This is a genomic window from Rhodococcus chondri, from assembly GCF_036327435.1.
Classification (GTDB): domain Bacteria; phylum Actinomycetota; class Actinomycetes; order Mycobacteriales; family Mycobacteriaceae; genus Rhodococcus; species Rhodococcus chondri.
This window is the reverse complement of record NZ_JAUZMZ010000039.1, coordinates 20,778-34,890: the sequence shown is the minus strand read 5'-3', so window position 1 is coordinate 34,890 and position 14,113 is coordinate 20,778. Positions and strand designations below refer to the sequence as shown.

Sequence of the window (14,113 nt, the reverse complement as noted above, 5' to 3'; positions counted from 1 at the left end):
CACCTGCGAAGTGCCTTCCCGCCTGCGTGATGGAACCCTAGAGAAGTCCCATTATGCCCTGCAGGACAGGCGCTTTCGCTTATCTACATGCTCGGATCGGTGAACAACCACGAATTTTCCAGGCTAGAACGGTGGTTTACCCCAGGGCTTGCGCGGGACGCGAAGGCGGCGGCAGTTGCCTTGACGGCTGAGAAGCTGTCAGCGTTCTTCCTAAGGCGCGATCACGCGATACAAGCCAGAGATGCGGCAACTGCGCAAGCGGGCCGAAATTGGGAGCAGCTCGATCGTTCGCTCGTGGTCACCCATTCCGCCAGCGAGATTGCTCTTGCGGATTTGCGTCCATCGGGGTTGGACCTTGAGCGATGGAACCATAAGCAGCTCGGTCGCCTCAGGGAGGCGCTTAGCGGGTCGGTGGATACGCTGAAGACGGCAGACGCGCTGGCGAACTCGCTTACGCGCCGGCTGGGCTGCCCTGACCCCGAGAAGGTCGAAGATGTCAGCGTGCTTGTGCAACTCATCGAGTGGAGCGCAGTTCCGAATCGAGCGCTGACTGAATGGTTCGACCCCGATGTCCTCCCTCAGGTGCGGGAAGCCGTTCGGGCGATTAGTGCAGCTGTAGAGTGTCTGTCCAGAGCCGAGTCGCACGCAGAGGACGTGTTTCTTCCGGAGATTGTCGATGTACCCGAGCTGTCGGATGTGATTGCACGTTTGGGCGATGGACCGCGCGGGTTCAGCGCATTCTTCTCCAGGCAAGTACGTTCTGATCGTCGAGTGATAGCGACGCAGGCGGTCGGTGGGACGTGGCGGTCTGAACTTTATGATGCGTTGCCACTGGCGTTGGAGTGGTGCACCGCATATCAAGACCTTCGCGCCCTGTGTGGATCTTACGAAGAGTTACTCGGCCGCTTCGTAAACGCGGAAACAGTCGCGGTGGAGACGGAGGCACTTCGCTCGGCACTGGTCCACGCCGAAGCGATTCACGACCTCGTGCCGAACGTCCTGAAGAATCCCAGGACCAGGGCCGTGCTTCGAGGACAATTAGCGGACGGGCATGCGCTGGATCCCATTCTCGTCGATGAAGGCACTCGACTGAAGGCACTGCTCGAGTCATGGAAGCACACGCTCGGGCTGCCAGAAATATCCGAGCGCTCGCCCGAGCTGTCGGACGTCTCGCTCGGGCGAGCTGCCTACTGGGCGCAGGCGCACCTCGAGCCTCTGGAGTCGGCATGTGAATTCGTGGACAAAATATTGTGCACGATAGGCCCTTTCAGGGCCGATACGAGTGACCATACGCTGGGCACGGCCCGTCTGGCCGTAGCATCCGCGCACAAAGCGCAGGACGAAGTTGCAACCTTCTTGAGCTTTGGGCCGCAGGATCGAAAGCTGCTCGGACCATGGTACGAAGGTTTGGGCACAACGCTCGAGTCGCTCGAAAAGTCCATGGCCGACCAATCGGGGTACTCTGAAACTGCAAGGCGACTGATTCGTCTCGCAATCGAAGAACTGGACAGCGAGCCGGATCGTCACGCTACCGTCGAGCAGGTCGAACTCCTCGGTCGCTACGCGCCAGAAGGCAATCCTGATATCGAGGCGCTGGCCGAGGCCCTCGAAGCTGTCGATTCGATCGTGCGATCGGCGTCGGATTCTCTCCATGAGCCCATGCTTCGGACGAAGCTGATTGCGGCGATTGCCGACGGATATGTCCCGGCTGAGGACTTGAAGGAGCGAGTCCTTGGCATTCTTCAAAGGTTGACCGATTGGCACCAGGCGGTCAGTCATCCGAGTCTGGGGCTATCAGGCCCCGCTCTGTTGACTGTTACAGCCGGCGAGGCGGCGAACTGGCTTCGCGCTCACCTGGAACCGCTTTCCGAAATCGAAGAGCTGGTACGCACGGTGGCGAAGGTAGTAGACGAGGGTCCCCTCCTGACAGTGGCCACTGCGCGTTCAGCGGTGTCGGCAGCCGCGACAGCGCGTCGTCTCGAAAAGGCCTTCATGGACACCGGTGAGACATACCGAGGGTTGCTCGGGGCGCTTTACGCTGGCCTCGACACAGATCCTGCACGGATTCGAGAGGCGGTGAAGTGGGCGCAATCGGTTCGTCGGGCCGGCAGGAGTGGGTTTTCGGCGCCACTGGACGAACCTGTTGCTGCAATGATGCTCACGATCGAGCCGGACGATTCGCTTCAAACGTACTTCGAGGACTGGAGGCGACAGCGGAAAAGTCTTCTCGACTGCTTCAAGCCCAAGCGGCGCAGTGAACTCGGGGACGAACTGTTGACATCGTTGGCGGATGCTGAGGCCGCACTCGACCTCCTCGCTGACGACCCGTACGGTCCAGAGACGTGGCTCGCATGTAGCGATGCACTTGGCACTCTCGACAAGTACCGTCTCCGGGACTTGCCTTCGCAGCTCGCACAACGCGGGGCGTCCGCACACGACTTCCCCGCAGCGGTCGAACGCGCAGTGCTTGTGGCATGGGTCGAGCACCACTTCGCGAAAGATGAACGACTCAAGCCGCACCGCGGTGTCGACCGGGACAATCTGGTGGCACGTTTCCAGGATCTGGACCGTGAACTCGTCGAGGCGGCCCACGCTGACGTGATCGCCGCATGCAATGCCAAGCGTCCGAAAAAGACCACGGTTGGGCAAGCGGCAGTTTTGCGTCGAGAAGCCATGAAACAGCGGCGTCACATGCCGGTTCGTCGGTTGCTCGATGAAACGCGTGAAGTCGTGCGGCTAATCAAGCCGTGTTTCATGATGAGCCCGCTCACCGTCAGTCAATTCTTGTCTTCGGACTACCGATTCGACGTCGTCATCTTCGACGAAGCGTCACAGGTCCTGCCTCAAGACGCCGTGAACTCGATCTACCGTGGCGACGCGCTCGTGGTTGCTGGTGACCCGCGGCAGCTACCTCCCACTTCGTTCTTCAATGCCGCAAGCGACAGCAACGACGAAGATGAATGGGAGGAGGACGAATCTGGCTTCGAGTCCATTCTCGACAGCTGTAAGGCGAGTGGCATCCTGCGATCTCTCCCGTTGCGCTGGCATTATCGGAGCCGGCACGAGCATCTCATTGCCTACAGCAACCACGAGTTCTATGAGAACTCGATGGTGACGTTCCCAGGATCACGCGAAGACGGCCACGACATCGGTGTGGAGTTTTTCAAGGTCGATGGCGTGTATGACCGAGGCGGCCGGCGGGACAACCAGATCGAAGCCGCTTATGTCGCGGAAAGGGTCATACATCACTTCGAGACACGCCCGGCACTTACCCTCGGCGTGGTTGCACTGTCCAAGGTGCAAGCAGAGGCGATCGAGGAATCAGTCGACAGGGCCCTCAAGAATCGCCCGGACCTCGCGAGGTTCTTCACGGAAAATCGGCTGGACGGGTTCTTCGTGAAGAACCTGGAAACCGTCCAGGGGGACGAGCGAGACGTCATCATCCTATCCATCGGGTACGGACGTGACGCACAAGGGCGCCTGCGATCAGAGTTCGGTCCTATCAACAGAAATGCCGGGTGGCGGCGGCTGAACGTCGCAGTGACGCGTGCGCGGCGCCGTATGGAGGTCGTGGCGTCGTTCCGGGGGAGCGAACTTTCAGACAGTACGAACAAGAGCGTTCAGCATTTGAAGCGTTACCTGGAGTACGCAGAGTATGGACCCAACATCCTCGCAACACAGACGGCGGATCCGGATGCGGAGCCTGAAAGCCCATTTGAACAATCGGTCCTCGATGTCCTGAAGGAGTGGGGATACTCGGTCCAGCCGCAGGTCGGCGTCGCCGGATACCGAATCGACATGGCAGTGCGTCATCCGGATGCACCAGGTGCGTACGCGCTGGGCATCGAATGCGATGGTGCGATGTATCACTCGTCGCGAGCTGCTCGAGATCGAGACCGGCTGCGCGAAGCGGTTCTTCGCGATCTTGGTTGGAAACTGCATCGGATCTGGGGTACCGACTGGTATCGCAATCGTAGTGACGCCATGGCACGACTCCGGGCGGCAGTGGAAACTGCGTGTGCTGTGGATCCGTTCGCTGTGGATGCGCAACCGGAGGTGATTGACGCCGTTATTGACGCCGTTGAGGAGTCGGAAGATCGGGAGACGGCACCTGAACTCCCTCAGATTCCAGCTGCGGCCCGAACGGTGGAGTTCGTCTCCGTCGAGGATTACGCGCCTGATTGGGCGCAGGAGTATAAGCACCTCAGCGAGGGTGAGTTGTATGAGATCCGGCAAGAGGCAGCTCGTGAACTTGGCCGCCACTGGATTGAGCTGCAAGACACCGACTCCACCGATGTGATTGCAATCCTCGTGCTCGAAGTGCTCGAATGTGAAGGGCCGATCGAGGAAGAATTGATCTTCACGCGAGTCAGATCCGCGTGGTTACTATCCAAGTCGGGGCAAGTTATCCAGAAGCGGATCCGAACTGTCCTTAAGTCCCTATTGAGGAAGAAGCGAATCGTAGCGCTGGGCACAGCGTATGACCTCCCTGACCGCGACGTTGTTGTAGCGCGCACTCCAACAAGTCAGTGCAATCGAAAGGTCGCCCACGTACCCGCGGTCGAGCGGCAGTTTGCAATGAGACGCCTGGTTGAAGATAGCCCCGGTATCTCGAGCGCTGACTTGCTTCGTGAGGTTGCTCGATTCTTCGGGTGGGCAAGACTCGGTGCTGAAATCAAAGCTGCGTTGACCAGCGATATGAAGGAATTGCTAGAAAGGCAATCAATAGTCGAGACTGAGGGGAGAATGCTGCCTCGTCCGTTACTGCGACCGTCGAGGTGACACCGTCATGGTTCGTACAGGCTTAGTTCTCAAATCTTGTTGTGCTCAAGCTTGTGATCGCGGCGGAGTTTGCAGCTGTCGAGCAGTAAACTCCGCCGCAGTTCGCAGGTGTCCTTACGGGTGTGCTAGTTCGACTCGTTCCAAATCTGCGCTTCGCGCTTGACTTCCAAGTCGTATTCGTCATCGTCCATGCCACTGATTTCGGATTGCGGTGTGCCGTATATGGCTGCCCAATCGCTCGGTCCAAAATGAACGGAAACGAATTTTGTTCGGATCCCAGCGGAGTTCAGGTTTGTGTATACGGCCAGCACCCCACTTTTGCCTATATCGTAACCATAAAGTGCTGGGCCTAGGCCGCTGATGGGAGCTCCGTCCTCGAAATCGAGGTTCCCATCGTCGTCACAAGCGTCGTCGTACCGTTGGTCGATCAATTTAATGTGAACAGAAATGATCTCTCTACCTTCCGGGTAATTGTTGTCATCGGCGTTGAGATTCTAGAAGAAGTCCATCGCCTTGTTATTTACGGAGCCGTCAGCTTGCCAATCGGCTTGTTGTTCGACGCCAAGACTAGATTCGTCACCTGCGTCACCCCATTCGAATTCGATGTTGCCTATCTTCCGATCAGTGCGGACCGCTTTCCGCTCCACGTCACCACGAGTTCGTCGCGCGCGCGGCTTGCGGATACATACAGCAGCGACCGTTCCCGAAGCATCGCTTCGTCTTTCTCCTCCTCCGGCACGGCGCGCAGTGAAGCGAGTGAGGGGACGTGGGCGTCGTCTACACCGGCGAGGATGACGCGAGAGAATTCCATCCCCTTGGCTCGGTGCATGGTCAGGACTTGCACGTGGCCGGAGGAGGGCTGGTTGTCTTCGAGGGCGCGGGCGTCGATGCCGCGTTCGCCGAGCGCGCGGACGAACCGACCGCGCTCGTCCAGTCCGCGGGTGAGCACGGCAATGGTTTCCGGCTCGATGCCGTCATCGATCCACTGTTGTATCTGCGCTACTACTGTCTCGATTTCTTCTGTCTGGGAGGAGCATTCGATCAGGCGCGGGTTGGGGCCGAGGCGCGCGGAGCGGTATTCGGTGGTGGATTCCTCGCCCTGTTCGAGATCTTTGTATTCGGCGCCGGAGAGAATTCCCACGGCGAAATGTAGGTTTTGTGCGGTGGTGCGGTAGTTCAGCGTCAACCGCCGGGACCGGCCGACGATCTTGATGCCGAGTCGGCCGAGCACGACGGGCTGACCGTAGATCCGTTGGTGGGAGTCCTCCGCGATGAACAGGTCATTGGGCCCCTCGGCCACCAGTGCGCGCAGCAGCGCCCAGTGTGTGGCATGGAGGTCTTGGGCTTCGTCGACAATGACGTGGTCGGCGATATGCCTACGGTGGGCTTCGTTTCGTAGGCGCAGGTGTTCGGCGGCGACGGCAAGTACCTCCGGAAAGCTGAGGGTGCCGTCCATGCGGCTGTGCCGCCGGTACCCTTCGATGAGCTTCCACACAGCCATACGCTGTGGTCGGCTCAGGCGTACTCCACGCCCTGGCCGCGCTACTTTGGCGTACTGCTCGAGTGTGGTCACCTTGTTGGCGAGAACGACCGCGACATATTCGTTTTCGAGGAAGTTCGGCGTCGCCAGTTTCGGATCGAGCCCACTGTCGGTTGCATTGATCACCTCGCGCCACACCACATCGGGGCGGGTGCGCGCGTGGCCGAAGTGGTAGGCCGCGCCCAGGACGGCTTCGCTGGCCGGGCCGAGATCCTCGGCCTGGTCCAGCACGGCCTTGGCGAGGGCGTCGATGCCGCGCACATAGACGCCGGGGCTGCCGGGCTTGGACGCGATAGCGATGCTGGGGTCGAGGAACCGCAAGTCCGCTTCGAGACCCAGAGCGAGGGTCTTGTTGTAGGTGGTGAGGATTATCCGGGCGTCGGGATTCTGCTTGGCGAGGCGCCGGGCCCGATGTATCGCTACGACCGTCTTGCCGGTGCCGGCTCCGCCGGACAAGCGGAACGACCCGCCTTGATCCTTCTCTGCGTAGGTTCGCTGCTCGGGGTGCAGAAATGTGCGCCAAGCGCCGAAGTCGCCACTTTCGATGACGCGACGCAACTCCTCGTCGTCTTCGATGTAGGCGAACTGCATCTTCGATGCGGGACGTTCGAGTGCCTCGAGGATTTGCTGGTCCTCGTCGAGTGTCGGATCGATCGGCGTCTCGGTAAATCCGTGTTTGGTGCGGATCTCGTCGATGCTGATCCCGGTGATGAGCTCGAGCAGCGCGCTGCCCTCCCATTCCAGGGCCTTCTCGGCGATATGCAGGATCGCGTCCTCGTCGGGCGCCTCCATTGCGAGTTCCGCAATCGCGGGGTCGATGCCGAGCTTGTCGGTGAGGTCCGCAAGAGTGAATCCGAGACCAGCGAGATAGGGCGGGGTGTCGGTGGGCTTCTTGAGTGCCCGGTCGAGTTCGCCGGTGGGGTCGGGCACGACCACACGTTTCTTGCGGTCGGCGGTGCCGTCGAGTTCGCCGATGATGCCTTCGAGTGCGCCGTTGATGGGATTGACTCGAAGTGTGGAACGCCCGGCGAGGCTGATTGCTTCGTCGTGCGGCCAGGTGCCCATGTAGATGTACGTGGGGTCGCCGAATTGGTCCTCGACGCGGAAGAGAATCGCACGATAATGCAGATCGACCCGGCCGGTGCGGACCCGGGGATCGGCGGCGACATTCAGCGGCTCGATATGCAGTCCGGGTGCGGTGTCGTCGGCACTGAGCTTCTCGAAGAAGTCCATCACCTTGTTCTTGACGGACCGGTCGAGCTTGCGCATCGCCTTGTTATTCGATGCGATGACCAAATTCGCCACTTATAACACCCCGTTCGTTCTCAGCACTGCGACAATCTGTGCCGCATCGGGTGGGCACAAGGTCCAGCCGGTGTCGGCCATCGTATTTGCCTCGGTTGCAGACCCGTCGAGCACCACGCCGATGCGCTGCCCTTCCCAAGCGAGATCGAGCACGTCGCCTTCATCGGTTTCGTAGCCGAGTAGGGGTACGGGTACGCGTGGATCGGTGGTAGCCAGTGCCCTGATGAGGACGCGTTCGGCGTCCGACACTGTCTCGTCGAGCAGCGATTGCCACTCGGAGGGGAGCGGCTGTTCCTCGACCACTCCGGTGGGGACCGGCGTGGGAGAGGCTTCGAGCTGTGACCGTGTGGTGATGCGGTGACGATCGGCGATGCCCAGCCAGTTCGACAGACGCAGCCATTCCTTCCAGGCGCGCCCGTCGAGGTTGTCGAGGACGTCGTCGCGGTCGTCGAGCGCCAGGACCGCGGTGGCCGACCGGTCTGCGGGTGAGGTGACGGCGGCGGCTACCGTCAGCGTGCCCTCGGTGAGTGACCAGCACATGTCCGTGCCACTGCCGGAGAAAGGGCGAGAGCCGTTCAAGGCGGCGAGGGCGGACTCCAGCATCGACTCGGCGGCCGAGTGAGCCCGATTGTCCCGGCGGACGAACAGATACGGCAATGCGCGGCTGAATGCCTCCCACGACGCGATATCCGGGTCGACCATGAACTCGAGCAGCTGCGTCACAGGATCCTTGGCGAGCAACCTCAACAGTGCAGGTCGTACATGGAAGTTTGTGGTGACGACCTTGGCTGCGTTCTCGTCGAACCACGAGGGGGTCTGCTCGTCGCTGCTTTTGAAGCGCTGCAGATCTTCGTGGCCGAAGGACCACACCAGATAGCCGGTCTCGCGTAGCACGGCGCGCTTATGGGCGTCGTCGGCCACGCGGTTGCAGCCGGGGGAGGCGTGGAAAGCGCGTCCGTCGGCGAATATCGCAATAGGCCGGATCGAGCTGTCGGTGGTCTGCAGGACGAAATCCGGTTTCACCGTGCCCAGCAGTACCTGCGGGACGAGCGACCAACGGCGAATCTTCTTGCCTTGGAGCGTGATGGTCGCAGACGGGCCGTAGGTGCCCGGTTTCTCGACGACGGCGGCACCCATGGATCGCAGCCGGCCGGTGAACGCGGTGTAGAAGTCCTTCTCCAGGAACGATTCGTCGCTCGCGGGCGGCACCGGCGGCGCCTCCTCGGTGATATAGGCATTCCAATCGTCGAGGTCGGGTTCGGAATGCGTTCCCGCATCGAGGATCTCATTGAGAACCTTCAAGGCGGTGGTCCGCGAAACCTTGTCCAGCTCGTGCGGCGGTGCGAACGGCAGTAGGCAACGATGGCAGGCGAGCCGCTCCTCCTCGCGGCACGGGCATTCGCGAACCACTTTCCGGGCAGCGGCGAGCATCGCATATACCTTCTCCGGGTCGGCGAACTCAGCGAGATAACCGGTGCCGCCGGGCACGGTGTCGTGGATGAGCAGCGCGCGACGGTCCGGGGCGCGCAGGGCGTCGCTGATTGTGGCGACGGCGAGGTGTTCGGGGGAGCCGCCGATCACCTGACGCAGACCCAGCAGGAGGGCAGCGCTGAGGCTCGGATGGGCGAAGTTGTCGTATTCGAGTTGGGGCGGCAGGTGCAGCAGCACGCCCTGGGTACGTAGGGTACGAGCCAGAGCTATCTCGCGGACGTCCTCGGTGTCGGCCTTGCGTAGTCGACACCAGGTGCGGTGCTCGTACTGGTCGTTACGGCCGGCCGCCGTGTCGAGTTGCCCGCACGCCGCGCACACCCGGAACAGGCCGGTAGCCGATTCCTCACCGGCGATGATTCGTTTCTTACCCTGTGAGGTTCGCTTACCAAGGTTGAGCCACCGAATGTCGAGACGGCGCAAGTATTCTGCGCCGAAGTCTCGATCCTGCACGAACCAGGCCCGGCCGACATGCGCCGGATCGATGTCCGCGGCGACCGCGACGGTGAACGGTTCGCGGTGCCGGTCGTCGCGGCCGTCGCTGATGGTGGCCTCGTCGCGGCGCACCTCCGCGGACACTCGCTCCATCTCCACCACGTGCATGCGCTGGCTGACATCCGAAATCGCGGTGTTCCGGCAGCGGGGACAGGCAGAGGCAAGCTTCGGCTCCGCGCCGGCGGGGCTGATCCCGATCCATCCGCACTGCGGGCACACCTGCCAGGTGTGGATGTTCGATTCGCCGGTGCCGAGGTCGACGGCGTCGATTTTCACTGCCAGACCCTGCGCGTAGAAGGTGGCGCCGGGGGCGAGTTCGGTGAGCGCAATGCGCGAACCGCGCTGGTAACTCATCGAATCGCCCATGTAGGCGGAGCTGTCGGGGTCGATCCAGGAGACACCGACGTCGAGGGTCACCGAGTCGTCGAGCAGGGTGTAGTTGGGAAGGACTCCGTACGCCTCGAGGACCGAAATCCAGTACTCGTCGGTGATGGAACGGATCTGAGCGGCCAGCAGTTTTCGAGAGCCCTGTGCGGTGCGCAGTGCCCGCCGATCGTCGTCGGTTGCCGCAGGAGAATCGGACCTTCGTTCGAGGTCCGGCATCTGCTGCTCAACGGCATCCTTGCGGGCGGTCAGCTCCGTGAGGTCTCGGTTCCACCGGTGCACGGTGTGTTGCAAGTGTTCCACGAGTCCGCTGGGCTCGCCGTTCTCGGCCGGAGTGGCCCAGGCGAGCAGTGCCGCCTCGGCGTCCTTGCTGAGTAGTCCGCCGAACTGATTCAGGAATCCGGTGGTCAGCCCTGCGGCGTGAGTGTCGGAATGCTCGATGACGTCGGCCATCCAGCTGCCCTCGTCGAAATTCCCGAGCGCTGCGCGGGCGTCCTTCGGCGCCACCCGCTGAGGGTCGCGCGCAAACCGGTCCAGGATGTGCGCCACGTATTGACGTTGCAGGATCTCCTCGGCGTTGAGAAACGTCGCAGGTGGACGCACCTCACCCTGGATCACCGACAGCGGATCGAACAGTTTCGGCAGATGTTCACCGCGGCCGCGCACGTAGGCGAGGACGAGGGAGTTGCCGGTCAGGCGGCCGGCGCGGCCCACCCGCTGCAGGTACGACGACACCGATCGTGGCAGTGAGCCGAGCATGACTGTGGACAGGTCACCGATGTCGATGCCCATCTCCAGCGTCGGGGTGGCAACCAGCACGTTCGGGGCCTGCGGGTCGGCGCCGCCCTTCTTGAATGCCGTCTCGTACTCCAGCCGCGTCTCGGTGGGCAGCAGCGAGGTGTGTTCGCGCGCCACGACGCGCTTCATCTCCGACGAGTCGTACAGGTGGCGGTAGAAGTTCTCGTTCCGCGGTGCCCGGTGCAGGGTGCCCGGGCAGCGCACCAGCAGGCACGGCGCGCCGTCCATCTCGGTGACGACAGTGGCGCTTCCGGGCACGGGTGTCTGGCACACATCGCACACCAGCAGGTGTTTCCGGTTCTCGAGGTCCTCGAGGCTGGGTGCGCTGACCTGCACGGTGGTGGGCTGCAGCCCGTAGACGGTGGTGCCCGTTTCGGTGGTGACGGTCTCGAGCACCCGCTGCTCGGTGAGCAGAGCGAACAGCGCCTTCGCGAGGAACGCCCCGTCGTACGGTGAGACGTCCAGGCACCGCGACGCCCAGCGTGCATACCAGGACGACGGCGAGGTGATCGTATCGAAACCCTCAGGGAGCGAACGGGATCCGGACCCAAATGCGGGGAACGTCGGTGCGGGCCTGCCTTTGGGGAATGCGGGCATACCTTCACCCTTGGGGCGGCCGGTCCAGATGTGGTACCGGTTGGCGTTCTTCTCCAGGTAGCGGCGCAACCATTCGTGATGGATGCCGCCCTGGGTGCGGATGCGTTCGACGGTGCCGCGGACCCACCTGGCCAGGGCCTCGCGATCGACGATCGGCGGGCCCGCGGTGTCGCCGAGGCTCAGCTGGCCGCCGCGCGGATCGTCGAACATCGTGCGCTGCTCGCCCGGCGCGAAACTCTCGGAGAGCTTCAACTGGATGCGCTCGGTGTTCTCGGCGGCGAGCCGACCCAGGGTGGCGGCTCGCCCGGGCGCCCCGAGATACACCTCGGCGACGACGCTGCCGGTCAGTTCCAGGGTGCGGCCCGTGCGGGATTGCAGACCGAACTCGAGGTCGATGTCGAACTGCAGACGGCGCTTGGCCTTCTTCTCCGCCGCACGGCGGGAGCTGTGGTGGGTGCCCGCCTTCCAGAACGGGGAGAACTCTTCGCGGTCCACGATATCCGGGGCGAGCAGTTGGTAGCGGCGGATCGGATCATTGCCAGCGCGGGTGACAACGGCCTGACCGAGTTCGGTCAGATCGAGCGGACCGGCGGACAAAGCGCCGCGCAGCGTGGAGCGCAGGCTCAGGCTGTGGGAGCGGGCCTGCACGAACCCGGCCCGGTGCGCGGCGTCCTGGACGCTGTCGGTGAACATCAGCGCCTTCTTCTCGCCGGCGTCGAGGTTCTTGTCCCCGAACAGGTTTGACAGGGTCACCGACAGTTGGGTGGCGACGGCGCTGCCGAGGAAGCGGATACCGTCGTCGACGCCGCAGGCGGGGCACACATCCTTGGTGGACTTCTCGTCCGCCTCGGGCCCGATGAGCGTCAGAATTGGCAGCACCCCGCCCTCGAGCATGTCGGCGCTGTCCGGTTCCGGTGCGGTGTCGAGAATGTCGCGGTGATCGATGTGGAACCAGCGCAGCCCCTCCACGTCCCGGTCGACCTGGGCCTCGGTGGGCGCGGCGATCAGGGCACGGAAGCGAGAGGCGCCGGCGGCGTGATCGGCGCGGATCGCCTCGTCGGTGACGTCGAGGGCGCTGCCGGTCGGGCCGAGTCGCGCACCCCACCCCGATCGGCCGCAATGCCGGCAGAAGATCGCCGGCAGGTACAGCTCGTGGTCACCTTCGGTGTCGCCGTCATCGGACCACCGGTAGCCGGCGCTGGTGTGCACGACACGGTCGATGCGGCTCAGCTCGCGGATCCACAGGTGCACATCCACGTTCAGGGCGGCGCGGCCGACCTCGGCTCGTACGTGGGAAAGTAGCGCGAACAGGTAGCCCAGGAACCGCTGCTGCGCGGTGGCGACGCGGCGCGCGTTACGCTCGAGTGCCGGTACGGGGAACACCCGGGCGGCGAGGTCGGCGAGGGAGATCGCGTCGGTGGCCTCCGCAAGGATGGTCGCAACCAGTTGGTGGCCCTTGAGTAGATCGAGCACCCCGTCGGGGCTGCTCATCACCTTCAGGTCGGCGTCGGTGAGGGTGCGATCGGTATCGATATCGTCGGCGCGTTCGTACACTTCCGCGAGCACGGCGCGGGCGATGACGACGTTGGTGTCGCGGCCCGGGGTGTCCGCTGCGGCGGCCTTCGAGATGCGGTCGACGGCGTCGACGACCACAGGATCGACGGGGCGGTAGAGCCGGTCGAGGTCGGTGCGACGGTCCGTGAGCCAATGCTCGGTCGTGATGCGGGTTTCCCCGATCACCGCGTCCTCGTCGAATTTTTCCCCGAACACCGTCTGCGCGAAGCCGAGCATCGCGGTCGGATCGGTCTTCGAACCCAGAGTCGCGGAGGTGGCGACAGGCGTGAGCTTACCGAGGGGCCGGGCGCGATCGGTATCGGTGACCTTCGAGGTTTCGGTCCAGTGGCTCTTGAGCGTCAGCCCGAGCCGGCGCAGCAGCATTGCGACGTCGGTGCCCTGCGCGCCGTCGTAGGTGTGGAACTCGTCGAGGACGATGTACTGCAATGACTCCGCCGACAGTCGCCACAGCGGTGCGTCGGCGGGACGCAGCAGCAACTGGTCGAGCATCTTGTAGTTGGTGAGCAGGATGTCCGGCGGCGCATCCCGCATGAGGGTGCGGTCGGTGATGAGGCCGTGCTCGGACACTCGGGTTCGTCCCCCCGAGGATTGCTGGCCGGTGTAGAGACCGGCAGTGACACCACTGAGCTCGGAGTGTTCGGTGACGAGGGCGGCGAGCCGCTCGGCCTGGTCGTTGGCCAGCGCATTCATCGGGTACAGGATCAGTGCTTTGGTCCCGGTGACGCCGGCCTTCTTCGCCCGCAGCACATGGTCGAGGATTGGGATGAGGAACGCCTCGGTCTTACCGGACCCGGTGCCGGTCGTAACCATCGTCGGCTGTGGCCGATCCTGGAACTTGGTGGAGAGCCGTTCGAACGCGCGGGCCTGGTGCCCGTACGGGGTGAAACTGCGAGGTTCGGTGGGCCACCAGTCCAGGTGCAGTCCCCAATTTCCACCGGCGGGCGCGAACGGGAGTCGCAGCCGCACGTACGGGCCCTTGAACATGCCCGTGTCGGGACCTCCGATGAAGTCCGTCAACGCGCCCTGCGCGTCGGAATCTGTGAGCGCGAACGTAGTCGCGAGGTAATCGGTGAGACCCTCGCGCAGGTGTTCTGCCTGCAGGGTGGGTAACAGGGCTCCCATGACTTGCGACTCCTCGACAACGAACGA

3 protein-coding genes are annotated in these 14,113 nt (G+C 63.1%); 1 reads left to right on the top strand and 2 read right to left on the bottom strand.

The features are described 5' to 3' along the window. Positions 1-99 precede the first annotated feature (99 nt). Complete coding sequence (locus Q8814_RS09425; RefSeq protein ID WP_330151745.1) at positions 100-4,782, top strand: DUF3320 domain-containing protein; 4,683 nt, start codon at positions 100-102, stop codon at positions 4,780-4,782. A 610-nt stretch (positions 4,783-5,392) separates the two neighbouring features. Here the strand turns inward: Q8814_RS09425 and Q8814_RS09420 are convergent. After that, positions 5,393-7,627: a 3'-5' exonuclease gene (locus Q8814_RS09420; RefSeq protein ID WP_330151744.1), complete on the bottom strand. Its 2,235-nt coding sequence runs from the start codon at positions 7,625-7,627 to the stop codon at positions 5,393-5,395. Beyond that, entirely contained in the window at positions 7,628-14,086 is a 6,459-nt protein-coding gene (locus tag Q8814_RS09415; protein WP_330151743.1) for a DEAD/DEAH box helicase, read from the bottom strand. Between the last annotated feature and the right edge of the window lie 27 nt (positions 14,087-14,113).

Bases quoted from the DNA above. Each gene is read 5' to 3' on its own strand.
- Q8814_RS09415 (WP_330151743.1), bottom strand. From the start codon at position 14,086: ATGGGAGCCCTGTTACCCACCCTGCAGGCAGAACACCTGCGCGAGGGT.